The sequence below is a fragment of the Pseudomonas sp. NY8896 genome (genome assembly GCF_039634505.1).
Map to the genome: position 1 here is coordinate 407,824 of NZ_CP132351.1, position 23,525 is coordinate 431,348.

Annotated in this window: 20 protein-coding genes and 4 pseudogenes; 11 read left to right on the plus strand and 13 right to left on the minus strand. The window is 56.6% G+C overall.

Going from position 1 to position 23,525, the window contains the following annotated elements:
- The first annotated feature begins 200 nt into the window (after positions 1-200).
- The 10 genes and pseudogenes from Q9451_RS33800 to Q9451_RS33845 form a co-directional block, all read left to right on the plus strand.
- Positions 201-1,154 carry an AraC family transcriptional regulator gene (locus Q9451_RS33800; protein WP_311165522.1) on the plus strand — a complete coding sequence of 318 codons (954 nt, stop codon included), beginning with the start codon at positions 201-203 and terminating at the stop codon, positions 1,152-1,154.
- Between the two features lie 492 nt (positions 1,155-1,646).
- Positions 1,647-1,799: pseudogene (locus Q9451_RS33805) on the plus strand (nitroreductase family protein); the annotation flags it as partial.
- Between the two features lie 188 nt (positions 1,800-1,987).
- The gene (locus Q9451_RS33810; protein WP_311165524.1) at positions 1,988-2,533 is read left to right on the plus strand and encodes a carboxymuconolactone decarboxylase family protein; all 546 of its coding nucleotides are present in this window, start codon (positions 1,988-1,990) and stop codon (positions 2,531-2,533) included.
- A gap of 149 nt (positions 2,534-2,682) precedes the next feature.
- Positions 2,683-3,378, plus strand: a complete 696-nt coding sequence (locus Q9451_RS33815; RefSeq protein WP_311165525.1) for a glutathione S-transferase N-terminal domain-containing protein — start codon at positions 2,683-2,685, stop codon at positions 3,376-3,378.
- A gap of 62 nt (positions 3,379-3,440) precedes the next feature.
- Positions 3,441-3,860, plus strand: coding sequence for a cupin domain-containing protein (locus Q9451_RS33820; protein ID WP_345960972.1), 420 nt, complete (start codon positions 3,441-3,443; stop codon positions 3,858-3,860).
- A gap of 69 nt (positions 3,861-3,929) precedes the next feature.
- Complete coding sequence (locus Q9451_RS33825; RefSeq protein ID WP_311165527.1) at positions 3,930-4,163, plus strand: hypothetical protein; 234 nt, start codon at positions 3,930-3,932, stop codon at positions 4,161-4,163.
- A gap of 424 nt (positions 4,164-4,587) precedes the next feature.
- Positions 4,588-5,064 (plus strand): pyridoxamine 5'-phosphate oxidase family protein, encoded by a 477-nt coding sequence (locus Q9451_RS33830; protein ID WP_311165528.1) that lies wholly within the window; start codon positions 4,588-4,590, stop codon positions 5,062-5,064.
- 472 nt (positions 5,065-5,536) lie between these two features.
- Complete coding sequence (locus tag Q9451_RS33835; protein WP_311165571.1) at positions 5,537-5,986, plus strand: GNAT family N-acetyltransferase; 450 nt, start codon at positions 5,537-5,539, stop codon at positions 5,984-5,986.
- A gap of 260 nt (positions 5,987-6,246) precedes the next feature.
- Positions 6,247-7,203, plus strand: a complete 957-nt coding sequence (locus Q9451_RS33840; RefSeq protein WP_311165529.1) for an AraC family transcriptional regulator — start codon at positions 6,247-6,249, stop codon at positions 7,201-7,203.
- A 147-nt stretch (positions 7,204-7,350) separates the two neighbouring features.
- A pseudogene (locus tag Q9451_RS33845) lies at positions 7,351-7,455 on the plus strand (isoprenylcysteine carboxylmethyltransferase family protein); the annotation flags it as partial.
- A gap of 231 nt (positions 7,456-7,686) precedes the next feature.
- Here Q9451_RS33845 and Q9451_RS33850 read toward each other — a convergent pair.
- The 7 genes from Q9451_RS33850 to Q9451_RS33880 form a co-directional block, all read right to left on the minus strand.
- Positions 7,687-8,043 carry a YkgJ family cysteine cluster protein gene (locus Q9451_RS33850; RefSeq protein ID WP_311165530.1) on the minus strand — a complete coding sequence of 119 codons (357 nt, stop codon included), beginning with the start codon at positions 8,041-8,043 and terminating at the stop codon, positions 7,687-7,689.
- Positions 8,040-8,231, minus strand: coding sequence for a hypothetical protein (locus tag Q9451_RS33855; protein WP_311165531.1), 192 nt, complete (start codon positions 8,229-8,231; stop codon positions 8,040-8,042). The genes Q9451_RS33850 and Q9451_RS33855 overlap by 4 nt, the downstream gene beginning before the upstream one ends.
- Positions 8,194-8,925 carry an IS66 family insertion sequence element accessory protein TnpB gene (gene tnpB / locus Q9451_RS33860; RefSeq protein WP_311165532.1) on the minus strand — a complete coding sequence of 244 codons (732 nt, stop codon included), beginning with the start codon at positions 8,923-8,925 and terminating at the stop codon, positions 8,194-8,196. The genes Q9451_RS33855 and tnpB overlap by 38 nt, the downstream gene beginning before the upstream one ends.
- A 68-nt stretch (positions 8,926-8,993) precedes the next feature.
- Positions 8,994-9,779, minus strand: coding sequence for a DUF2971 domain-containing protein (locus tag Q9451_RS33865; protein ID WP_311165533.1), 786 nt, complete (start codon positions 9,777-9,779; stop codon positions 8,994-8,996).
- Positions 9,780-9,901: 122 nt separating this feature from the next.
- On the minus strand, positions 9,902-10,717 hold the full coding sequence (locus Q9451_RS33870) for a hypothetical protein (protein ID WP_311165534.1): 816 nt from the start codon (positions 10,715-10,717) through the stop codon (positions 9,902-9,904).
- A 78-nt stretch (positions 10,718-10,795) separates the two neighbouring features.
- Positions 10,796-13,315, minus strand: a complete 2,520-nt coding sequence (locus Q9451_RS33875) for a DEAD/DEAH box helicase family protein (RefSeq protein ID WP_311165535.1) — start codon at positions 13,313-13,315, stop codon at positions 10,796-10,798.
- 596 nt (positions 13,316-13,911) lie between these two features.
- The gene (locus Q9451_RS33880) at positions 13,912-14,175 is read right to left on the minus strand and encodes a hypothetical protein (RefSeq protein WP_210172144.1); all 264 of its coding nucleotides are present in this window, start codon (positions 14,173-14,175) and stop codon (positions 13,912-13,914) included.
- 299 nt (positions 14,176-14,474) lie between these two features.
- Between Q9451_RS33880 and Q9451_RS33885 the strand changes: the two are divergent.
- Positions 14,475-15,548, plus strand: a pseudogene (locus Q9451_RS33885) (ArsO family NAD(P)H-dependent flavin-containing monooxygenase).
- A 155-nt stretch (positions 15,549-15,703) separates the two neighbouring features.
- Here Q9451_RS33885 and Q9451_RS33890 read toward each other — a convergent pair.
- From Q9451_RS33890 to Q9451_RS33915, 6 genes and pseudogenes are all read right to left on the minus strand, one after another.
- Complete coding sequence (locus tag Q9451_RS33890; RefSeq protein ID WP_311165536.1) at positions 15,704-16,045, minus strand: copper-binding protein; 342 nt, start codon at positions 16,043-16,045, stop codon at positions 15,704-15,706.
- Positions 16,042-19,200: an efflux RND transporter permease subunit gene (locus Q9451_RS33895; RefSeq protein WP_345960719.1), complete on the minus strand. Its 3,159-nt coding sequence runs from the start codon at positions 19,198-19,200 to the stop codon at positions 16,042-16,044. The genes Q9451_RS33890 and Q9451_RS33895 overlap by 4 nt, the downstream gene beginning before the upstream one ends.
- Positions 19,197-20,660, minus strand: coding sequence for an efflux RND transporter periplasmic adaptor subunit (locus Q9451_RS33900; protein WP_311165538.1), 1,464 nt, complete (start codon positions 20,658-20,660; stop codon positions 19,197-19,199). Before Q9451_RS33900 ends, Q9451_RS33895 begins: the two co-directional genes overlap by 4 nt.
- A complete protein-coding gene (locus Q9451_RS33905; RefSeq protein WP_311165539.1) occupies positions 20,657-21,913 on the minus strand; it encodes a TolC family protein in 1,257 nt (418 codons plus the stop codon). Before Q9451_RS33905 ends, Q9451_RS33900 begins: the two co-directional genes overlap by 4 nt.
- 89 nt (positions 21,914-22,002) lie before the next feature.
- Positions 22,003-22,353 carry a hypothetical protein gene (locus tag Q9451_RS33910; RefSeq protein WP_311165541.1) on the minus strand — a complete coding sequence of 117 codons (351 nt, stop codon included), beginning with the start codon at positions 22,351-22,353 and terminating at the stop codon, positions 22,003-22,005.
- 78 nt (positions 22,354-22,431) lie between these two features.
- Positions 22,432-23,351 (minus strand): annotated as a pseudogene (locus Q9451_RS33915) (MFS transporter); the annotation flags it as partial.
- Positions 23,352-23,525: the final 174 nt, after the last annotated feature.

Consider the following 23,525-nt stretch of genomic DNA (forward strand, 5'->3'; position numbering starts at 1 on the left):
GGTGCGCGCACTTTCATAGTTGCGAAGCACCGCAAGAGTTTCATTTCTACGGACAACATTGACCACTTGCTGTCGCGCTGCGTCGATACGAACGGTGCCGCTGCGATTAGATCGACTTTGATCGGCCGTTACCTAGTTCCAGAGCCTTGAGTTACGGCAGCTCTGCATAGTGAGCAAGCACTTCAAATTCCAGAGGTCCTATGCCCCATATCGACTGGTTGAGCCATCTCCTGCAAATGATCACCATCACCGGTCAGTTGGAAGTGCGCTGTGTCTACGGTTCGCCATGGCGAATGGTTTGGGCTCAGTCCTCGGCGCACGAGATTCCCTACCACGTCGTGCTCAAGGGCCGGGCCATTATCGAAGTTCCGGAAAAGGAGACGGCCAGGGAGCTGGGGAGTGGAGATATCGTGCTGTTGCCGCGCGGGTCGGCGCACGTGCTGCACGATGGCAGCGGACATGCGCCAGGGCTTACCTGCAATCGCCAAGGTTCAGCTAGATCGAGGCACTGCGAGAATGATGGCCAGGGCGAGCATCTGGACCTGTTGTGTGGACGATTCTTTATCGGACCGCCCCATGATCGGCTGATTCGGAATTTTCTACCCTCGAGTCTGGTGGTACGGGTCATGGACAGCCATGGTGAAGAGGACATCGAGCCCGCTTCGAATCATCTGGCTAGTCTCTTGGGGCTGTTGCGCATGGAGTCCACAGGCGACAAACCCGGTAGATATGCCATCCTCAATGCGCTTAGCTCGGCGCTGTTTACCCTAGTACTGCGTGCGGCAAGTGAATCCGCGCAAGTCTCGACGGGCTTGGCGCTGACCAGCCGCCCACGGTTGACCCCGGCAATTTCGGCCATGTTCGCCGATCCGGCGCGACCATGGAACCTGCCTGATCTGGCTGACTTGTGCAGCATGTCTCGCGCCACCTTCATGCGGCACTTTCAGGACGCGCTGGGGCGCTCGGCCGTCGAACTGTTGACCGATATCCGGATGAGCCTGGCCGCGAACGAGTTGAAGAAGCCTGCGATGACCACCGAGGCGGTGGCCGAGTCTGTCGGATACCAATCCGTATCGGCATTCCGGCGTGTGTTCACCGACAGGATGGGGATGACACCGGGGCAATGGCGCAGTCTAGTAAACGAAGTCGAGTAATTCCCTCCACTTTCGGTGTGTAGCCCGGACGAGGCGCTAGTCGCCCATATCTTCAGATAGTCCTTTTCCGGGGACTCGATCCTGAATCGTTTGATAGCTGTGCTTGATATCGGTGTTATCCATTCCCCGATTTGCGCCTTACGTAGCTGCGGGTAGCGGGCTTCGACTTCTGAGAGACGGCGAATCTCGCATTAATTCCAGGGAGGCACCGGCGCACTAGCTGTTCGAGGTGTGCCGCCCATTCCAAAAACCATTCCGGTGGGAAGCGCGCCGTGAACGACGCTCTGCAGTTCCGCGGTTTAGCGATGGCTTGACACGTTCTCTTGATCCTTTTGAGCATTTTATTGAGCAAATCGCGTCTCGATATCAGCATCCGGCAGACCTAAAGTGGAGACACCTAATCACCTGATGAAGGAGTCACCAATGTCAAATGCCGTCATCGAATGCATCCTAAGCCGCAGCGCCGCCAAGTATTACGACCCTGCAGCCACCCTGATCGGTTTCGACGCAGAAGCGGTGCACCGCGAGTTCGGCCTGGCCGAGGACGAAGTGCCGGTCATGCTGTTGTCCATAGGCGCCGAGCGTCCAGGTAACTGGGCACAGAAGCCGCGCCGTCCGCTGGATGAGGTGTTGGATCTGATCTAGATACTCGCGGCGACCGTGATCGCGCCTAACAACTATTCGGTCTTTAAGTGGGAAGTAACCTTAAGGGAACTTCCACTTGAAAGCCTAACCAACTTCGACCCAAGACTTGGGCACGAAGTAACCCAATGGATAGTTCCTACGTGAACTTTCCTCAATTAGTGAAACCAGTAACTGAAAGGAAGACAACGATGCAAAGATCTACTGCTCTGAAACCGGAACAGGTTCCGGCTGATTCGAAAGCGACTCTCGATATGTTCACCAAGAACATCGGATTCACCCCAAATATGATGGCGATCTTCGCCAAGAGTCCGATCGCCTTCAACGCGTGGGCCACCCTGCTCGGTTCCTTGAGCAAGGCGCTTGACGTGAAGACCCGTGACAGCATCGGGCTTGCTGTATCCGAGGCGAATGGCTGCAACTACTGCCTGGGGGTTCACAGCTTTACGGCCGAGCACATGGCCAAAATGCCGGCCGATGAAGTCATTCTCGCTCGTCAGGGCCATGCTCGCGACCTGAAGCGCGACGCCGCGATCCAGTTTGCGAGCAAAGTTCTCGAGGCCCGCGGCAAAGTCACCGACGCCGATCTCGGAGCAGTCCGCGAGGCCGGCTACACAGATGCGAATGTCATGGAGATCGTCGCATTGGTTGCCATGTACTCCCTGACGAACTTTTTCAATAACGTGTTCGACCCCGAGAAGGACTTCCCCGTCGTTACTCCGGCAGGGGCGATCTGACCTCTATACGCTCGCATCGACCATCTCCGCGAGTCGTGGAAGGTGTCATCTCATGCGAGCGTAAAACCAAAGCCCGGAGGCACCCAGGAGCGAATCTTGGAAACGCATCCGGGCTTTACGTATGACCCAACAGGTCTAGGAGGAAGAAAGTGACACTCCATCATCCAGTTTTTACGCGCTGGCCTGCGCAGTACCCCGATCGGCTCCAGCTCTTTTCCTTACCGACGCCCAACGGAGTGAAGGTCAGCATCATGCTGGAGGAGACGGGCCTTGCCTATGAGCCGCACCGCGTCGACATCATGGCGAACGAGAACCACCATTCGGCGTTCCTCGCGCTCAACCCCAACGGTAAGATTCCAGCGATCTACGATCCTGCCGGTCCGGGCGGACGGCCGGTGGCGTTGTTCGAATCGGGAGCAATCCTGATCTATCTCGCCGACAAGACAGGGCAGTTCCTCTCCCTCGATCCCAACACGCGCTACGAAACGATCCAGTGGTTGATGTGGCAGATGGGCGGTGTCGGGCCGATGTTCGGCCAAGTCGGCTTCTTCAACAAATTCGCAGGCAAAGCCTATGAGGACAAGCGTCCGCTCGACCGCTACGTAACCGAGTCAGTTCGGCTGCTCGGTGTCCTCGACGAACGGCTTGCGGGCCGCGACTGGATTATGGGCGCTGCCTATAGCATCGCCGATATTTCGCTGCTTGGCTGGGTACGTAACCTGATCGGCTTTTACGAAGCGCGCGAGCTTGTCGGCTTCGACCGCTTTCGTCATGTGCAGGCGTGGCTTAACCGTGGCCTCGCGCGTCCGGCGGTGCAGCGCGGACTGGCAGTGACAGCGGCCTAAAGCAAGGCCAGCTGGAAGCAATGAAGGACAAAGACAAACCGATACTCAGAGAGACTCAGTCCATGACGATCCGAAACTTCATCGCCGCCACCTGTGCGACCCTCGCCACTTCGATTGCAGTCCCCGTTTTGGCCCATGATGACCAAGCGGAGACCGTCAAGAAGAACTTCGAAGCGGCCATTCCTAATATCCCGGGCAAGTCGCTGATTGCCGTGGAAGTCGATTACGCACCCGGGGCGGCCTCCCCGTCCCACACCCATGCGAGGTCGGCCTTTATCTACGCATACGTGATCTCGGGGGCGATCGAGTCGAAGGTGAATGATGGCGAGACGATCATCTATCGGGCAGGCGACACCTGGTCCGAACAGCCGGGTGCGATCCATTCGATCAGCCGCAACGCGAGCAAGACCAAGCCGGCAAAGCTTCTCGCCGTCTTCGTCCTCGACACCAATGACAATCCGTTGACCACACCGGTTAAATAACGTCAAGAACGCAAACCTTGCGAAGGTTCACGTGGTTATCAAGGAAAGATCTAGGAACAACCTGAATACGTGTTCGGTCTGCAACACACGGAACCGAACCAGGGCCTGTTCGTGCCGCTCTACACCCACTTCCTGCACAAGTGGAACGAGCCAGGTCACTGGGAGTACGACTTCGATACGACCGAGCTGGTCAGACGGGATGCGGCAACCGGCACGGAGATAGAGCGCATTCCGTTCGGACTCCAGGCACTCGCGTCGGGATATGTCGAGAAGCGACTTCCGGTGGCCGGGCAGGGTGCTTGAGGCGAATTCAGGATGTCTGGCGCACTGGAGGAGGCGCGAAATCGTGTCTGGTCAACCTTCAAATCGGAGGACGAACTATGGTGTATTGGCTTTGTGCATTGCTGTGGGGTTTGGCAAACTTTGCGAAGGGTTCACATGGTTATCAAGGAAAGACCTATACGGACCAAACGACTGGATATAACCAAGTGCCCCGAACTGGCGGAGTTAATGGCCATGTCCTGCAGGCGGCTGCCTGCATAACTGGTATAGCTAGTCTAGCTTCGTGTCTCACAGATCAAGAACTTCGTTTATTGGCTCGACAAGCATACTCACGATGTCACGAAGACAGACGAGTCGATCGAGAAGCTCACCTTGGGATTAACAATTAGTCAGTTCTGGTGAGCAAGGCATGGAGCATGCTCAAATTCTTTTCAAGCGAGGGTATATGACCGAGATCAATGCCGACATAGAGTCGATCATCAAACAGGCAATATTATCGTTCGTCGCGACAGTCAACCCGGACGGAACGCCTAATCTTTCGCCGAAGGCGTCCTTGACGGTCAGGAACGGCGCTCTCTACTTCGCCGATATCGCATCGCCCGGGACGATACGGAACTTGAGGCGCAATCCCGCCGTAGAAATTAACGTAGTCGACATCTTCCAGAGGCGTGGTTATCGATTCAGGGGCCGTGCGTTGATACTACCGCCAGGCAATGACGAGTATTTGATGATCGCGGACTGGGTTCGTGCGACAAATGGCGTAGAGTATCCTGTCAATCACGTTGCCAAAATCGAAACCACTTCGATTACGGCATTGCTTTCGCCGGCCCATGTCTATGCCCACCCTCTTCGAAGTCAGGACGAGATCAGGAGCACCTACTACCACAAGTACGGTGTGACCCCCATCAGACGCGGTGAATGACGCAGAGACTCGTATCTATCGGGGCGAATAAGTGTTGGTCCGAACAACTAGACGCGATCCATTCGATCTCCCGTTACGTGCACAAGACCGAGCCGGCACAGCAGACTGCACTCTTCGTCGTCGACACCAATGGCAATGCGGCCATGCCTAACAAGGCGTCACGATGAGCCCTCTTTTCTCGCCAGTGATCAATGCGGAAATGGGCGATGTTACCACAATCTAGGTGGCAGCGACGGCCGCCACGCGTAGCAGCTAAGTAAAGGGTTGCGGGGCTCGCACGGTGAAAGACTTGTGAGCACTGGGTGAGTAGGGCGATGAGGCAGCTGCGTCACCCCTCTTTTCGGCCGACGAATCGGCGCCGGACGGATTGTCGGTGCAGATTGCTTCGATTGCCCGCTGGAGGTGTTCGGCCATGTCCGCTCAACTGTCTCTATACAGCAGAGGGCAGCTTTCCAATTTTCAGGAGCATTTAATGCAATCAGTCGAGATAAAAGCCGTTGATAACAGCGATTTTGATATTTGGCTTCCGCTGTGGAAGGGCTATCAGCGATTTTACGAAGTGGATATCCCCGAGTTCGTGACATTGAATACTTGGGCCCGCTTCTTGGACCCGGTCGAACCGATGCATGCGGCACTTGCCATGGTCGACGATCAAGCGTTGGGGCTGGTGCATTCGATCTACCATCGATCTTCCTGGACAACAGAAGACTATTGCTATCTTCAGGACCTGTTTGTTGCTGCCGATGCACGCGGCAAGGGTATCGGCCGGGCGCTAATTGAGCATGTCTATGATGATGCGAAACGTCGTGGGGCGTCCCGTGTGCACTGGCTGACACACGAATCCAACCATAACGGCATGCAGCTTTACGACCGCATCGCTGCTCGCTCGGGTTTCATCCAGTACCGAAAACTATTTGCCTGACACGTTGATGCCTGTCCGTCCGAGGATCTGTTCGGTGCATCGCTACCCTCTGCGATCCCGGCTATTTCGCAATAGAAAGTTGCTAGGTTGGCGCGCAACTTTCATGACGGCGCCGCCCGCGAGAAAGAACCCGGCGCCGACCAGTTTCCGCAAAGTTCGCGCGCCGTTGGTCTAATCAGCGCACGCACTCGGACCTGGGGCGTACAACCGGTGTGCAACTGCAATAAGATGCTTTAGCGTTTCAAGTTCCCCGAGGTCTTATGTCCCAAATCGACTGGCTGAGCAATCTCCTGCAAATGATCACCATCACCGGTCGGCTGGAGGTGCGCTGTGCCTACGGTGCCCCATGGCGCGTGGAGTGGGCTCAGTCCGCGGCGCACGAGATTCCCTACCACGTCGTGCTCAAGGGCCGGGCCATTATCGAACATCCGGAGAGGGAGACGGCCAGGGAGCTGGTGAGCGGAGATATCGTGCTGTTGCCTCACGGGTCGGCGCACGTACTGCACGATGGCAGCGGCCATCCGCCAGGGCTTACCCGCAATCGCCAAGGTTCTGCAGGATGGATACTCAGCGAGAATGATGGCCAGGGCGAGCATCTGGACCTGTTGTGTGGGCGATTTTTCATCGGACCACCCCATGATCGGCTGATTCGCAATTATCTCCCCACCAATCTGGTGGTACGGGCCATGGACAGCCAGAGTGAAGAGGGCATCGTGTCCGCTTCGAATCACCTGGCCAGTCTCGTCGGGCTGATGCGCATGGAGTCCACAGGCGACAAACCAGGCGGACGCGCCATCCTCAACGCGCTTAGCTCGGCGCTGTTCACCCTGGTACTGCGCGCGGCGAGCGAATCCGCGCAAGCCTCGGCAGGCTTGTTGGCGCTGGCCGGCCATCCACGGCTGGCCCCGGCCATTTCAGCCATGTTCGCCGATCCGGCCCGGGCGTGGAATCTGCCTGATCTGGCCGACTTGTGCAGCATGTCACGCGCCACCTTCATGCGGCACTTTCAGGACGCGCTGGGGCGCTCGGCCGTCGAACTGTTGACCGATATCCGAATGAGCCTGGCCGCAAACGAGCTGAAGAAGCCTGCGATAACCACCGAGGCGGTGGCCGAGTCTGTCGGATACCAATCCGTATCGGCATTCCGGCGTGTGTTCACCGACAGGATGGGGATGACGCCGGGACAATGGCGCAGTCAGGCACGCAAGGGCGAGTAATTCACTTCGCTTTCGGTGGGTAGTCTTGATGAGGTGTTAAATGCTGAGCAGGCCATCCGTCTGAGCAGAGCTCGTTCAGTTCTTGTCTAACAACGGCGCGCTGTCAGACATGCAGACCCACGAGCAACTGTCCTGGGGTCAAATTGGATGGGAATGAATCGCTTCCAGATCATTCCGGAAGAACGCGCACTGGCGTCCCTGTTTGGAAAGGACTTAATGACCTATCAAGCGCGGGGTCGCAGGTGGCTGTAGGGCCGGACCGGGCCGTTCCCGCTGCCGTTGCCGTTGCCGATCTGGGCGTATAGAGCTAATTGGCGAAAAGCGGATTCACCAGCACGGAGTGCAAGCGATGCCGATGGAGAGGTAGTCTGGTTTGCAGGCGAGACGTGGTGAACATTCTGTCGCGCAGCGATCTCGCCACGGGAGATGCTGAAGGTGTCTGTGCAGTGGCTTCTACCACCCAAGGCTCCTCGCGCTGGCCGGCTAAACCAGTACTTGGCGGGTGCTGGCAATCAGTTCATGCACCTGGCGTACAACATGCGCCTCCGTCGGCGTTTCCGGCCCACGACCGCGTGGGCAGGGCAAGCTCGGGGTAGTCCCGAATAGGCGACAGATCAACGGGCGCTGCTCGTAGGCTTCGCAGCCTTGCGTACCGAGATGCACGCAGTTCCATTGCGCTAAAGCTGCGTCATGCTCAGCGTCACTTTTTGCGGGTAGTCGCGACATTTCCTCGGACGACACGGTCACTGGGCCGCAGCAATCGTGGCAGCCGGGCTCGCAGGCGAATGCCGGGATCTGTCGACGCAACTGGTCGATCTTGCGGCTGGTCGTACAGCTCACTTGATGGACCAACCCGTGCCGGTGTTCACCATGCGCGGATAGCTATGCGGCGCCTCAATCCGTTCCTTCAGTTTGGCCGCGAACTCCCTGGCGCAACGCTCGTGGCGAAACTGCACCCGGCGGATACCAAAGCGGACCGTCCAGCTCTCTTCACTCTGGCTGGTCAGATGCTCGACTTTCACTGACATGACGGTGCCTCCAAATTGGCCGGCGGTAGTGAGGATCCAGATCAAAGGACGTTGCGTGCCGAAGCCTGAGGAACACGAACAGCACCGGGTTGAACACTTCGACCTTGATGTCCAGCTCGACCAGCGCGGCCAGACCGTTGATGGATTTGCGGAAGTCGACGGGCTTGGGATAGAGGTAGACCTTCTGCACCTTGGCGTCGGGACGCATCATGGTGGTGAGCTCCAGCGAGAAATGGGGGCTCAGCATCGACGGTGCTGTGGGGCATTTGTAGGTGGGGTTTCCCTGCTGGAGTTGCTCAGTGGCAAATTTGTCATAAGCGGCGTGTGTGCTGCGGTAATTGTAATTCAGCTCAGCGATATCCCTGACGTATACCAGGCGCGTGAGCTTTCCACGCGAGGCGCGGATGTCGGCGATTAAGCTACCTAATGAGCACACGCTCCTCGGGCCGCGAATAGGCTCGACCTCTACGAGTCTGCGGATACCCTGCATAGTTCCTGCCCAGAATCCGCTAGCTAGCATGTCCATGATCAAAACGTTCAGCTGTTTTTCACCGCAGACCGTGGGGGCCTGGCGCACCATTTCTACGACACATGAATACGTCGCGATGTCCCACGCCATTTGATTCAACGCCTTAGTGATGGCGTTCTCTTCGGTCTCAAAAACTCGCTTCCATTCCGCGATTCGCTTACGCATTGATTTCACCCCTTGGTTCCACGCGTACAAACCACTTAGTCGCAGTAGCTTCGAGGATTACGAACGCCTCAAAAAACCAACTGCTTTGGAGCAAGGTCCCATGAGGTGTCATCGACTTCGAGCTGATGAACCGGGCAGTTAAGAATTTGGAGTTCAAGACGTGCAACAGGGTCGCTGGCTAACGAATTTTTTGCACCTAGGTAAACGGCCTTGATGGGAACTTTTTGCCGATACAAGTGCAAGCCAAGGGGCAAGCCTTCACCTGAAACGTAAGCACGAAGTGGGTCTCCTAGAAAAACCTCGTTTTCTTCGAGCAGGTTGTCCGCGATCTTTACGACGCGTACTTCTTCCTCGTAAACCCAACTGGCATGCTTTGTCAGGAACAAACGCCGAGCCAGTGCTTGCTGCTCGTAGGTCTGGGTAGCCGGTGCTCCAAAGCCTTGCTGGTAGACGCGCTGCAGTGTATCCATGGTTTCGGGTGTCATTTTGAATGGCGATTTTGTGTGCGTGTAAATGACGTCTCCCGTATCCGCAGGGATTAGGTTGTACTCCTGCGAATTCAGGAACTGACCGCTAACGTCATAGGCGATGACCACGCCGGTATGTTCTTTGCCATAGTGAGCCCACATCAGGGGGTTAAACGGGCTACGGGTCAAGCTGAGGATCACGATCTGGTTCTTCAATTGCTCAATCTGATCGCGCAAGGTGTGCATCTTCGATAGCGGCCCATCGCCGTTGGATAGAGCGGTTAGTTCAAAAGGATCATTGAAGTTCGAAGGGGTACGAAATCCCAGTCTGCGGCTTTTCAACGCCTCGCGACCGCCGCGTGCATCGTAGTATTTATACAGAATCATCGATCTGTCTCCTTGAAGTTTTCGAACAACATCTCACTACTAACCTGCTCTTGCTCTGATTGACCTGATAATTCAGGTTGACGGCTTTGATTTTGTCAAGTTTGTATGTTGGTGGTGCAGTGCTAAGGTGTGCAGTTTAGTGCGGTTGCATCAATTCCTGCTCGTATTTTAGGGGATGACCAGTAACGCTTTAGCTCTAAGTTGGCAGATATGGCGTCTAGAGCGGTTGTTAGTTCAGGTATGGTTTCTTGTACGAATCTGACCTTTGCTGGTGTCGTATCCTCGCCGTGTATGGCTGCGGAACATATTGCATATATTTCCATAATTGGTGATACGAGCTCTTGGGGCAATATTCCAAGTCCGGCCAATTCTCGAATGATTCGGTTTATCGGTTCTTTGCGATTTGTAATGTTCTGAGCATACGGTCTGTAAATCTCCCTGATTCGACTTTCCAGTGCATATCTGCCAGCGAACAGGGTTTTAGCATCATCGGGGATGTCTTCGTTGTCGCGAGAATGCTTTTCGGTTGGATTTTTCTTAGGGGGTTCTCCAGATTCTGACATGTATTCAGATACCGCCCGTTTAACCGCTTCACCTATATCGTGTAGCTTAGAATCTGGTGCGGGAGTCAAAGGGAATCCAATATTGGTTATCTGGCGTTGATCGTTGCTTTGTTGTATGGACGATTTAATGGATGCAATCTCTGCTGACATGTTTTCTTTTAATTGTGTTACTTCTTTTTTGAGTTTTACTCCTGGTAGCTCAATTTCGGAGTAAAACGGCCCGATACTCAGCGCTACCCAAACCACGAAAGCAAGAGCGTCGAACCATGAGGGTGTCCCTGATTGGAGTTTGTCTAGCCGGCTGAATAAGTAGTAGCCGATTAGCGCTAGCAAAGCTAGCCACCACAGTGTCTTGAAATGCTTATGGATATCCATATTGCCAGTACTCGAAAATACAAATTTGTGCGAGAGGCTAGGGCTACTTAAGCTTTAGCCCTAGCTGACGCTCTCTGCTTAGTCTTTATGGTCCCGTACAGCTACAGTAAAGTCTTCAATAATTTTTGTGGCGGTAAGGCCATAGGCATTTAAGTTTTCATTAATTTGCCGTTCAGACAGGTCTTTAAAGTCCTGGTGCTCAAAAGTTTTAAAGAAGTTAGAGATCTGGATCTTGAGTTTATTCAGTGGTTTTTCTTTCAGGACTACCACTTCATTTAGAAACGCACCTGCACTCTCAAGGTTGTTGCTTGGGTGGACGATGATATTCAGGGACTTGCCGCCGTTATAATGCTTAGTGAACCAGGCGCAAGATCTGTTCATTTGTTCTGATTCGCGCTTGTCGATTTTCGCTTTGTTAGGGAGTGCATCGTTCTTGCACTCCCATAGCAAATAATCAGTGTCGTTAACTGCCCAAAGGTTGTCGGGACCTTCTTTCCAAATCTTGTCGGGGCGCTCACCTTTGAAGCCTAATGCAAAGCTGAGTTTGTCTAGCGCATCTTCGAATTTGTCTGCTTTCTTACCAAAGCTTAATGTGTCCAAGATTTCTGTTAGGTGTAGGTTTAATTGCTCGTAGGAGCCAAAGTTGGCAGTCCAGGACTTAATGCGCTCCAGCCTGCCTTGGCTTGACGTTGTGAGCTTGCTGAATGAGACTCCAGATATCGGTGCAAGTAATAAAGGATTTGAACGGTGAGCGACGACTTGGTACTTATTCGATTGATCGCGCTGATGCAAATAGCTATACCGAGCCATGAGCTGGAGATACCAGCCCCGGTCTTCCTGTCCCAAAATATTGGAGTCAACGATCGCTTGGATGGCAGCAACGGCTTCGGTATGTTTACCTTGCTGGTAGAGTAGCTCCGCGTCCAGCTCGTCTTTATAGATTTTGAGCAGCAGCTGGTTTGCGCCTCGTTCTTTTACTGACTGCATTCGTTGAACGTAATAATTTTTCCAGCCGCTATCTCTTTGTAAGCTTTGACTGAGCATTCCGATAAATGCTTTTCGAGGGTCTGAAGCGCTGACATCCTCTCGAGCCATCATCGAAATTTCGATGCCGATTTCTAGTTGCGTAGCAACCTGAGACGAGAGGTATTTTCTAGAGTTTTTATCTCGGATGAGTCGTATTAGCTCGGGTCCAGTTAGGACTGCGGCAGCGTAATCTTTTTCCCCCCGTACGCATCTACCGAGACCCTGCTCGACAGATCGTACCGCTCGCATCATTGTGGCCTCAGCATCTGGGCGACAATCTTCTTCGTACAAATCAACAAGGTTTTGGGAGTACGGCTTCCCATCAAAAATCAAGATCCGACAGTCATTATCTGGTAGGTCAATTCCATCGTACCTATTGACTAGCACCAAGGCTTTCTCATAATTCTTATTTTTGAGCTCAGCCAATCGTAACTGGATGCTTTCCGCATCCGCAATTAATGCCCCGTAGCTACTCCAGTCTCTACTATTATTAAAGCTGTTGACTAATGCAACTCGGCCAAAGTCTGTCTTGGGCCAGGCGTTGCCAAAATATTTCACCAGAGTCTCTCTATCCAAAGACTCGTCCATGAGGGACGGGATAAGGACCATTTTTTCCCCGGACCATTTTTCTTTGGCATAGGTTAGCGGTGATGTAATTGTCCCTGGAGTGAGCCTTAGCCCCTTAACAAGAAAAGCGTCATCAGTAACTGTAGCCGACATGAAAATTCGGTGGTTGGCCTTCCAGTAGGATCCAAACATTTCGAGTGGTGCTATATATGGCTCAATTTCAATGCTGGAGCCGGAAATTATACACTGGCACTGATTTAGTCGGTCTTTAATAAGTGGCCAAGTATATCGAATGCTTTTTTTATCCTGGTGTCGAGACAGTATTCTTGCGATTTCTTCAATGTTGTCTAACCATGCCCAATATGGAACGGGAAGGTATGAGCCGTACCTCTTGTTTTCGATGTCTGCAAAAGTCCCTTCACCCTGTCTTGTTAAATGATGAGCGAATAAAGATAACAACTCGCTGTAAGCGTGCTCGTCTTGAGGTATTTTAAGGGAGCATGCGCTTCGGATTCTGTCGGCGCAGGCATGGGCATCATCCATTAAGATGGATTCAACTTTGAGGGATCTAGCTCCAAGTGAGAATTTTGTGACGCCATTGAAAAGCTTTTGGACAGATGTGACGTAAATTTTTTCGCCGCTTGTAAATTCGTCAGGTATGTCGTCGGAGTCATCGCATACTTTAATGCCGAATAACTTCGCTTGCTCTTTTGTCTGGCTTATAAGTAAGTTGTCAGGGCATATGTAGAGTGCGGGGCCTTTTTTTTCATTTATCAAAGACTGCAGCATCAGCAGTCCTATTAATGTTTTGCCTTGGCCAGTATGCAGCTTAACAATTGTGTCTCGTTGAGTGCGATGGTTTGTGTGCCATTCGGTAAGAACTTCTTGCTGTGCCTCTCTCAGAGGACCTTTGTCGCTAGCTCTGTCCAACGTTTCATAAAGCTCGAGCGGGTCAATTTTGCTCTCTTGTGAGATATTCAAAAGCTTCGAATTGAAGTCGACCATCTGACAATTCCTGCTCCATGTGCGCTGCCTGCACGGTTGATGTAAAGCACGGTCGCCTTCAGCCTCAATAGACGTCCCTGCCTAATAGCAGCGTCAAGCTATCATTTCGAGTGGCACATGGCCATTGCTAGCTTTTTGCTTGTATCACTCTCTGTGAGGGCATTGTCAATAGTCAGCAGGGGCTGAGCGTCCAATGCGAGGGGCTGGATTTAGAAAACCTGCTTGCCTTATGTCAGGCGATGCAAGCGGCCAGCAGTGTCATGGATGGGCTAGCATGGCTGGATCATCTCGGATGCTGAGCGGATGGAAGCTTTTTGGATCGCAGGGGTGGAGGGTGCAAGTCACTCCCAAGCCACTCTCCCACTTTCCCAAAAAGTCGAATGCAGCGATTTTGCAGGCTTAGCAATGACATAGATGATCGCTCGTTTGAGCGCGTGATGGTCCGGCCGCAACAATTTTGGTTCTCCTGATCAGCCACCAGCGTATTAATGCGTGGATGTTGACTCTGAAGCCCTACCCGGAAGAAATCCAAGGACCGTTTTAGGCGAGCTGGCTCCGCGTAGCCCCGCAGGAGCAGTCATGCGGGGCTGTGTGTATCAATCCTCGCCTGGCCCTTTGGGTTCGCTATCTATCTTGCGCTTGATGATCCGCACTGCCTCATCGACCGACTTGCCCTCATTGATCAGTTGAACGAGGTCAGTGTGCAGGTCGGAGCGTAGTTTTGGGAGACGTTTGAGGGCCGCCGCGACATCCCGCTCCTTGGAGTCAAAAGAGAAGTTGGGGTTGATCACCGTCAACCCAGGCGTCGGGAGCGAGTCGTCTTTTTTGTCAGGGGTGTTGCTTTCGTTGCTGGAGGACATCAGGTTTCTCCGTTGAGGGAACCCGTAGGCTACAAACTATCTTGCCCTGCCGGCAAGGCGCGTTGAGCGCTGCCGATTTGCCGCGAGCTGGCCACCTACATGCGGGAGGAGGGCCGGAGGGTAGTTGCGATCATTCGACCATCTGTTTGCATTCGACTCGACCACCCAATTGCATTCGGCTTGATCAGTCGGTTGCGAACAGTGCCACTTAGTGTGCCTGAGCTGGGTATGGCTTTGGTTAGAATTCAGCTCCGCTTTCTGAAATGATGTTCCCCATCACTGTTTCGAAGGGGGTTGGAATGACGGCTTATGGAGAGCGGGTGTGGGATGTAGTCATCATTGGCGGGGGCAAGCGGCTTTGGCAACTGCCTATTTCCTTCGCCGCACGGAGCTTTCGTTCATCGTGCTCGATGCCGAGGAGGCGGCCGGCGGGGCTTGGCGACACGGTTGGAATTCCCTGCGGCTGTTCTCGCCGGCCACGTGGAGCTCCATTCCCGGTTGGATGATGCCAGCTGTCCAGGATGGCTATCCGTCTCGCGAGCATGTCATCGACTACCTGACCCAGTATGAGGCGCGCTATCAGTTTCCAATCGAACGGCCAGTGCGCGTCACCTCAATCGAGCGCGTTACCGGCGCGTTACGTGTCCATTCAGAGTCTAGCCATTGGGATGCCAAAGCTGTGGTCAGTGCCACAGGTACTTGGAGCAATCCGAACATACCTTCCTACCCAGGCGCTGAGCTGTTCCGTGGCCAACAGCTGCATTCGGCTGACTACGTTGAACCGCAGGCCTTCTCTGGTAAACGCGTGCTGGTCGTCGGCGGTGGCAACTCCGGCGCGCAGATTCTCGCAGAGGTTTCAAAAGTAGCGGATGCGACCTGGGTAACACCCACCGATCCACTCTTCCTACCTGACGATGTGGATGGCCGAGTGCTGTTCGAGCGGGCTACGGAGCGCTGGAAAGCGCAGATGGAGGGACGTGTTATTGAGCAGCCGGTCGGCGGTTTGGGCGATGTGGTGATGGTCCCGCCTGTAGTGGAGGCGCGAGAGCGAGGCGTTCTGCACGCGGTGAGACCCTTCGCTCGTTTCACCCCTGACGGTGTGGTCTGGGCAGACGGCTCGGAGACCGCAGTCGATGCGGTGATCTGGTGCACCGGGTTCAAACCCGCCTTGGGACACCTCCAGCCTTTGGGTTGTTACTGAGCAAGGGCGTGTAGAAGTCGAAGGGACCCAATCTGTGAGTGAGCCTAGACTGTGGCTGGTCGGCTATGGCGAGTGGACTGGTTCTGCCTCGGCGACCTTGATCGGAGTGACCCGTACAGCCCGCAGCACCGCTGCTGAGATCGAGCGTTTTTTGGTGAAGGTGGAGGCCTGAGCTCCCCCATTTTTCCAATGTGATCATCTGGAAAGCTGGGAGTTTTGTTGGGATAGGTGGTCATCTGCTGCCCAACTCCCGAGCATTGCTCGGGAATTGCCTATGGCGATCAGTGCTGTGGGCGGTTTCTCGCTGATAGTTATGGGCTAGACGATTTACTCCTTACGGATATCAACAATCGTCGCGCTGCTGCCGTCCATCCTGAAGTCAAACGCTACCTTATCTCCCACCTTCAACTTTTCCAGCTGCTGCGCGGTGGCCTTGAAGCCCATGGTCATGGCTGGCCATTTCAGCGCCGCCACCGGCCCATGCATTAGGGTCACTTTGCCGCCCTGGGCGTTTATGGCCTTTACCGTCCCTTCAGCGTGAGCGGCAGGTGATGATTGGACTTCCTTCATATCCATACCATCCATGTTCATCCCGGCCATGGGGTCTTGAGCTTGTGCGCCTGATGCAAAGGCGACGAGCAGTGCAACACTGAGGTAGAGCTTCTTCATCGGATTTCTCCTGGTGTGGAATCGTGAGTGACTACAAGAGCGCGGCGCTGGATCAGCCAATACGCTGCGGGAATAACGAAGAGAGAGAGCAAGGGGGCGGTCAGCATTCCGCCTACCATGGGTACGGCGATGCGGCTCATCACTTCGCTGCCGGTCCCGCTGCTCCAGAGAATGGGCAGCAAGCCTGCAACGATCACTGCCACGGTCATCGCCTTCGGCCGGATGCGCTGTACCGCGCCCTCGCGAATGGCTTTAAGCAGAGCTGGCTGAGTGGGCTCACCATTGGCCTGTCGCTCGGCCCAAGCGTTATTCAGGTAGATCAGCATGATCACCCCGAACTCCGCCGCGACCCCGGCCAAGGCAATGAAGCCAACGCCGGTGGCTACCGACAGGTTGAAACCCATCAGGTACAGCAACCACACACCGCCGGTGAGGGCGAAAGGCAGAGTGCCCATGATCAGCAGCGCCTCACCTAGGCGCCCAAAGGTCAGATACAGCAGGACGAAGATGATGGCCAATGTCGCCGGCACCACCCAGGCCAACCGAGCGTTGGCGCGCTCCAGATACTCGAACTGGCCTGAATAGCTCAGACTGACGCCTGGATCGAGCTTCACTTCGCGGTCAACTGCCTGACGCAGGTCGGCGACCACAGACGACAGATCACGGCCGCGAACGTCGATGTACACCCAGCCAGAGGGGCGGGCGTTCTCGCTCTTGAGCATCGGCGGGCCTTCGGCAATTCGCACACGGGCCAAGGTGCCGAGGGTTATCTGGCCACCTTGAGCGGTGTAGATTGGTAGCTGACGCAGTGCCTCGACTGAATCGCGCCATTCGCGGGGGTAGCGGACGCTGATCGGGTAACGCGCCAGGCCTTCCACCGTCTCCCCGATGGTTTCGCCACCAATGGCGCCGGCGACAATGGCTTGCACGTCGGCGATGTTCAGGCCGTAACGGGCAGCAGCCTGGCGATCGATGTCGAGATCGACGTACCGTCCGCCGGTCAACCGCTCGGCCAGTGCCGAGGTCACGCCAGGTACAGTCTTCGCTACCCGTTCGACGGCCAGGGTCGTGCGGTCGATCTGCGCCAGGTCGCTGCCGGCCACCTTTACGCCAATCGGACTCTTGATGCCGGTGGCGAGCATGTCGATACGGTTGCGGATCGGCGGAATCCAGATATTGGTCAGGCCCGGTACGCGTACGGTGCGGTCGAGTTCCTCGACCAGTTTCTCGCTGGTCATTCCTGGCCGCCACTGATCCTTGGGCTTGAGCCGCACGATGGTCTCGAACATCTCCAACGGTGCAGGGTCGGTGGCCGACTCTGCGCGACCGGCCTTGCCGAACACACTGACGACTTCCGGCACCGTGCGGATCAGTCTATCGGTGCGCTGAAGAAGCTCCGAGGCCTTTTGCGCCGACAGGCCTGGCAGGGCCGAGGGCATGTACAGCAGGTCACCTTCGTCCAGCGGCGGCAGGAATTCTCCACCCAAGTGGCTCAATGGCCACAGGCTGCTGAGCAAGATCGCCAGCGCGCCCAACAGCGTCAACCACGGCCTACGCAGTACGACCTCCAGCGCCGGCCGGTACACGCGAATCAGCCCACGGTTGAGTGGATTACGCTGCTCGGCAGGCAATGGCCCACGGATCCAGTAGCCCATCAGCACCGGCACCAATGTCACGGCCAGCCCCGCTGCGGCCGCCATGGCGTAGGTCTTGGTGAACGCCAGGGGCGCGAACAGCCGTCCCTCTTGGGCCTGCAAGGTGAACACCGGCACGAAAGACAGGGTGATGATCATCAGGCTGAAGAACAGCGCCGGCCCGACCTCCACGGCGGCATCTGTCATGACCCGCCAGTGCTCGGCTCCTCTCAGCACCTGCCCCGGATGACGGGCATGCCAGGCCTCGACCCGTTTGTGCGCGTTTTCGATCATCACCACAGCGGCATCGACCATTGCGCCAATGGCGATGGCAATGCCGCCCAGAGACATGATGTTGGCGTTGATGCCTTGGTGCCGCATGATGATCAGCGCGATCAGCACCCCCACCGGCAATGACACGATCGCAACCAGCGACGAGCGCAGGTGCCACAGGAAGGCCGCACACACCAGTGCGACCACGATGAACTCCTCGATCAACTTATGACTGAGGTTGTCCACGGCGCGGTCGATCAATTGGCTGCGGTCATAGGTAGTCACCAGCTCGACGCCGGCGGGCAGGCTTTTCTTCAGTGTTTCGAGCTTTTCCTTCACACGGGTGATGGCTTCCCGGGCATTCTTGCCGCTGCGCAGGATCACCACGCCGCCCACGGCTTCGCCTTCGCCGTCCAGCTCCCCAATGCCCCGCCGGGCTTCCGGCCCGAGTTGTACTCTGGCAACGTCGCCCAGCGTCACCGGCGCACTGTTGGCAGCCAAGCGCAGGGGGATGGCGCGAAAGTCGTCCAGCGTCTTCAGGTAGCCTGAGGCCCGCACCATGAATTCCGCCTCACCCTGTTCCAGCACGCCACCGCCCGTTTCCTGATTGGCCTTGCCGATGGCGTTTGCGACCTCGCCCTGGGTGATGCCGAGACTGGCCATACGCAGCGGGTCGAGTACCACCTGGTACTGCTTGACCATGCCGCCAATGCTTGCCACTTCAGCGACATCCGGTACGGTCTTGAGCTCAAAGCGCAGGAACCAATCCTGCAGGCTGCGCAGCTGTGCCAGATCATGCCTGCCACTGCGGTCGACCAAAGCGTACTGGTAGATCCAGCCAACGCCTGTGGCGTCAGGCCCAAGTGCTGGCTTGGCTGAGGCCGGCAGGCGCGACTGAACCTGACTCAGGTACTCCAAAACGCGAGAGCGCGCCCAATACAGATCGGTGCCATCCTCGAACAGCACGTATACGAAGCTGTCGCCGAAGGCGGAAAAACCGCGCACGGTCTTGGCTCCCGGTACCGAGAGCATGGTGGTGGTCAGCGGGTAGGTGACCTGGTTTTCGACGATCTGGGGTGCTTGTCCTGGGTAGGAGGTGCGGATGATCACTTGGGCGTCTGACAGATCGGGCAAGGCATCGATCGGCAGGCTGCGTAGCGAAAATATCCCCCAGGCCACCAGGAACAAAGTGGAGAGCAGAACCAGTATGCGATTGCTCACTGACCAACGAATCAGTTTTTCGATCATGGCTGGTTCTCCAGCGCATTGATCTGCTCGATGACCATGCCATCGTCGCGCTCCCGAATACCAAAGTGGATACGCTCACCCACCTTGAGCCCGGTAATCAGCGTGGGGTCGGCCACTGGAAAAGTCATGGTCATCCCAGGCATTCCCAAGGTGACAAAAGGCCCATGGGCGATGGTCAGCTGATTACCTTCAATTTGTACAATTTGACCGTCTGCTTCATGCAACTCGGGCATTTGCGAGGCGGCCGATGAGTCCGAGGCGGTGGTCGCCTCGATACCTTTTAGGCTGGCTTCGGAGTCGATCAAGAACTGTCCGGATGCCACGACTTTTTGCCCGGCCTGCAGGCCTTTCAAGATGGCAACCTGGCCGCCGTTCTCCTGGCCTAGCACCACCTCCACTGGGCGGAAACGGCCTTGGTCTTCGGCCACCATCACCAGATCACGTTTGCCCGTGCGGATTACGGCCTCGGCGGGTAGCAGCAGGTCATCGGCGTTCTCGCCTGAGCGCAGCGCAACCTGCGCGGTCATTCCCGGCCGTAGCCGACCATCTTTGTTGGGTAGCTCAATGCGCAGGCGCAAGGTACGGCTTTGCAGGTCTGCATCCGCGAGCAGAGCTGTCAGTTTGCCTAGAACGGTCTCGCCGGGATAAGCCGGCAAGTGGGCCTCTACTGCTTGCCCCTCGCGCAGGCCACTTGCCTGAGCTTCCGGCACAGCGGCTTCGAGCCACACATTCGCTATGCCATTGATGCGGACCAGGGTTGCGCCAGGTGCCACGGTCATTCCTGGACGCAGGTCCAGCGCCTGGATGACCCCGGCGCTCGGTGCTACCAGTGTTACCAGGTTCTGCACCTTGCCGCTGCGTGCGACCCGGTCGACCAGTTCACCCGGCATACCGGCCAGCAGCAGCCGCTGGCGTGCTGCAGCTAGCAACTGCACATCACCCAAGTGGCGCAGCGCGAGAAACTCTTCCTGCAGCCCAGCCCATTCCGGAGCCAGTACATCCGCCAGAGGCGCGCCTTTGGCCACCACATCCCCCGTGGCTCGGCCATAGGTGCGCTCAACGAAGCCTGCGGTGCGTGCCTGGAGCACACTGAAATCCCGCTCATCGAAGGCCAGTACGCCGCTGACCTGCAGGCTGCGCTGCAGCCGGCCACGGCTCACCGTCGCCAGGCGTACCCCAAGGTTCTGTTGTACGCCTTGGCTGATTTGCACCGTAGGCTGCACGGGATCTGTGCCTTCTTCGGCGTATTTCGCTTCCAGTTGCATGTCCATGAACGGCGACTTGCCGGGCGCTGGGAAGTGTTGCTGCGGGTACATCGGGTCGTACCAATACAATGGCTTCTGTTCCGCTGTTGCTGCGGGTGCTTGTGCAGGTTGCCCAGGATGCCCCAGCCAATAGCCTGTCCCGGTGCCAATGGCCAGGGCGAGTGCTGTGATCAAACCGATAGACGTGTTGTTCATGCACGCACCTCTCCATATACGAAGTGCAGGCGAGCGGCGGTCGCCGCCAGCTGCCCTTGCAGGTCGATATCCTGTAACCGTGCTTCGATGCGTTGACGCCGCGCTGTGACTACCTCTTCCAGCGCCGACTTGCCTGCCCGGTAGGCGGCCAAGGCCAGGCTGACGCGTTGTTCGGCCAGCGGCAGCAAGGTTTCGCGGCTGCGCGTCACCGCCCTTTGCAGGCGTTGGTACTCCGCCAGGTCAGCTTCGAGCTGCGCGGTGTGCTCACGCAGTGCTGCTTGCTGTTCGTCCTCCAGTTGCCTTACCTGGGCCTGGCGAGCGGCAATCATCGGGTCTTGCCGCGACCCGCTGAACAGTGGCAGCTGGAAACTGACCTGCACGCTGACCATGTTGCTGAATTCGGGCCCGCGGCGTTGGTAGTCAACCTGCCAGCCCCAATCCGACTTTTTCTCGGCGATGGCCTGCTGCACCTGAGCTTGGGCCTCACGGGTCATGGCCCCATAGGCGGCCAACTCCGGATGGGCGTGCAGGGTGTGCAGGTAGTCAGGTGCGCGTACCGGCCACTGCGGAAACGTCGGCGCTTGTAATGCGTCGGCATCCTGTCCGATCCAGCGTTTAAGTGCGGCGCGGGCCTGGGTGGCTTGGGTCAGTAGTTGGTCCTTCCGCTCTTCCAGCTGCGCGGCCTCCTGGCCCGGGGCCAGGGCATCGGCGGAAGCGCCGCCCCCTGCGGCCAGGCGTGCACGTACCGCCGCTGCCAGCAGGCGGTTTTCGTTGAACAGATTGTCGAACTGCTGCAGTTTGCGTTGCAGGGTGTACGCGGTAATCCAAGCTTGTGCCGTGGCTGCACGCACTTTCAGACGCTCGAACAGCGCTTCGGCACCCGCCCGCTCGACCGTGGCCTGAGCGGTTTCGACCCGCGCTTTTCGTTTGTCGCGATTGGGCACCTCCTGAGAAAAACCGACTACCTGCATGGTCATGAAGTCTCGATTGGTACTCCATCGATCGCTGCCGTCCACCGGCAGGTTCTGCACGCCAAGATTCAGTCGTGGATCGGGTAGTTCACCCGCTGGCACAACGGAGTGACGTGCAGCGGAAGCCTGTTCCTGGCGTGCTTGAAGCGAAGGTGCGTTGCGCTCGGCAAGTTGCAGCGCATCGTCCAGCGTGAGCGAATTCGCCTGCGCCGATAGCACCGGCAGCAGGAGTGCCAGGGCGGCAGAAAGCATCCGCCCTGAATGGGAACATAGGGGAGTCATGAAGATGATTCCTCGAAAAAACCAGCGCACAGGCGCATGTCATCGTTCAGCCGCCGAGGCAGAACGATGGTGTGAGGTTTACGAAGGAATCAGGTGCGGGGAGGACGCCAATGATCGGGGGGAGCCCTGGTCAGAAGGCCTTCGCCATAGGTATCGACGGGGCGGGGAGTCGAGAAGGTGAGCGCGGGCTCGAGCATGCTGACCTGCAATGTGCTTGCAGTACTGCATTCCTGGCCGATTTTGCAGGCCTTGTTGGCGTGCTGAGAGGTTTTCCCCTGATCCTGGTCCTGACAGCAGTCGTGCTCCATCCCTGCCATCATCTGCATGCCCATGGTTTGCATGGGGCAAGGCTCGATGGCTGAGTCGACTCCCGCCATCCCGTTGAGAGGAAGCGAAAGTACGAGCATCAGGATAGTGAACAGTCGCAGGATGCGGATCATAGGGGCGAGTGTAGGTGATATTGGTTAGCGCAGCATTAACTGCGCCTTTCTTAAGAAAAACGCAATTACTTCTGTTTACTACTGCGACGTTGCAATCACCTCAACGTGCTTGGGTAAAGCAATAGAGATCAGGGCTGCGAGTAGCACGAAGGCCGAGGAAATCCATAAACAAGCTCCCAGCCCGTAGGCTTGGAATACCCAGCCCGAGAGCAGCGTACCAACCAGGCGACCCAGGGCGTTGGACATGTAGTAAAAGCCCACATCCAGCGAGACCCCATCTTCCTTGGCATAGCTGACGATCAGGTAGCTGTGCAGCGATGAGTTCACCGCGAATAGCACACCAAACAGCATCAACCCACCCAGCAGCACTACTTGAGCTGACCAGCCTGCCGACAGGCCCACGGCGATGAGCGCAGGTAGCCCGGCCAGGGCGATTGCCCAGATGAAGGCTGCTCGGCCGTCGGGTACATGACCACGCTTCTTGCCGGTGATATGGGGGGCAAACGACTGGACAATGCCGTAGCCGATTACCCACGCGGCCAAGAAGCCCCCGACCAGCCAGAAATCCCTGGACAGCATGTCGCGGAACTTCGGCTTGGCCTTGGCCTTGCCCAAGTCCTTTTTCAGCAGGATCAGACTGCCGATCCATATCAGGGCCAGCACCGCCGCCATGGCCAATACCGCCTGGGTAAAACCGAGCAGCGCAAGCAGTGCTCCCCCGAGGAAGAAGCCCACGCCTTTGAGCGCGTTTTTCGAGCCCGTCAGGATGGCTACCCATTTGTAGAGGGTGCCTTGCTGGCTGTCCGGCACCAAGAGCTTGATGGAGCTCTTGGCGCTCATCTTGTTCAGGTCCTTGGCGATGCCGGAGAGCGCCTGGGTGGCCGTCACCCATGGCACCGTCAGCGAGGCTGCTGGTACCGTGAGCATCAGCAGGGCAACCACCTGCATTCCAAGGCCGAGTTCATCGTGCGGTTTAACCCCAGGCGGACGCCGAGGTAAGGGGCTTACAAATTGGCTGCTTACGGTCCAAAAACAGAGGGGGCCGTACTGATCGGCTCCAACCCACGGCGGCCGCTAAGCCGGCGTAATCGCACCGAAGCTAGGTAGCTTCTGCTTTGATCTACGACGAAGCCAACCGAAGATGATCTGGAGCGTTTGTATCGTAGGGCCAT

What these genes read in the sequence shown, in the direction of transcription:
- Q9451_RS33800 (WP_311165522.1), top strand. Translation starts at nt 201, where the DNA reads ATGCCCCATATCGACTGGTTGAGCCATCTCCTGCAAATGATCACCATC.
- Q9451_RS33810 (WP_311165524.1), top strand. Translation starts at nt 1,988, where the DNA reads ATGCAAAGATCTACTGCTCTGAAACCGGAACAGGTTCCGGCTGATTCG.
- Q9451_RS33820 (WP_345960972.1), top strand. Translation starts at nt 3,441, where the DNA reads ATGACGATCCGAAACTTCATCGCCGCCACCTGTGCGACCCTCGCCACT.
- Q9451_RS33830 (WP_311165528.1), top strand. Translation starts at nt 4,588, where the DNA reads ATGACCGAGATCAATGCCGACATAGAGTCGATCATCAAACAGGCAATA.
- Q9451_RS33835 (WP_311165571.1), top strand. Translation starts at nt 5,537, where the DNA reads ATGCAATCAGTCGAGATAAAAGCCGTTGATAACAGCGATTTTGATATT.
- Q9451_RS33840 (WP_311165529.1), top strand. Translation starts at nt 6,247, where the DNA reads ATGTCCCAAATCGACTGGCTGAGCAATCTCCTGCAAATGATCACCATC.
- Q9451_RS33855 (WP_311165531.1), bottom strand. Translation starts at nt 8,231, where the DNA reads ATGTCAGTGAAAGTCGAGCATCTGACCAGCCAGAGTGAAGAGAGCTGG.
- tnpB (WP_311165532.1), bottom strand. Translation starts at nt 8,925, where the DNA reads ATGCGTAAGCGAATCGCGGAATGGAAGCGAGTTTTTGAGACCGAAGAG.
- Q9451_RS33865 (WP_311165533.1), bottom strand. Translation starts at nt 9,779, where the DNA reads ATGATTCTGTATAAATACTACGATGCACGCGGCGGTCGCGAGGCGTTG.
- Q9451_RS33870 (WP_311165534.1), bottom strand. Translation starts at nt 10,717, where the DNA reads ATGGATATCCATAAGCATTTCAAGACACTGTGGTGGCTAGCTTTGCTA.
- Q9451_RS33875 (WP_311165535.1), bottom strand. Translation starts at nt 13,315, where the DNA reads ATGGTCGACTTCAATTCGAAGCTTTTGAATATCTCACAAGAGAGCAAA.
- Q9451_RS33880 (WP_210172144.1), bottom strand. Translation starts at nt 14,175, where the DNA reads ATGTCCTCCAGCAACGAAAGCAACACCCCTGACAAAAAAGACGACTCG.
- Q9451_RS33890 (WP_311165536.1), bottom strand. Translation starts at nt 16,045, where the DNA reads ATGAAGAAGCTCTACCTCAGTGTTGCACTGCTCGTCGCCTTTGCATCA.
- Q9451_RS33895 (WP_345960719.1), bottom strand. Translation starts at nt 19,200, where the DNA reads ATGATCGAAAAACTGATTCGTTGGTCAGTGAGCAATCGCATACTGGTT.
- Q9451_RS33900 (WP_311165538.1), bottom strand. Translation starts at nt 20,660, where the DNA reads ATGAACAACACGTCTATCGGTTTGATCACAGCACTCGCCCTGGCCATT.
- Q9451_RS33905 (WP_311165539.1), bottom strand. Translation starts at nt 21,913, where the DNA reads ATGACTCCCCTATGTTCCCATTCAGGGCGGATGCTTTCTGCCGCCCTG.
- Q9451_RS33910 (WP_311165541.1), bottom strand. Translation starts at nt 22,353, where the DNA reads ATGATCCGCATCCTGCGACTGTTCACTATCCTGATGCTCGTACTTTCG.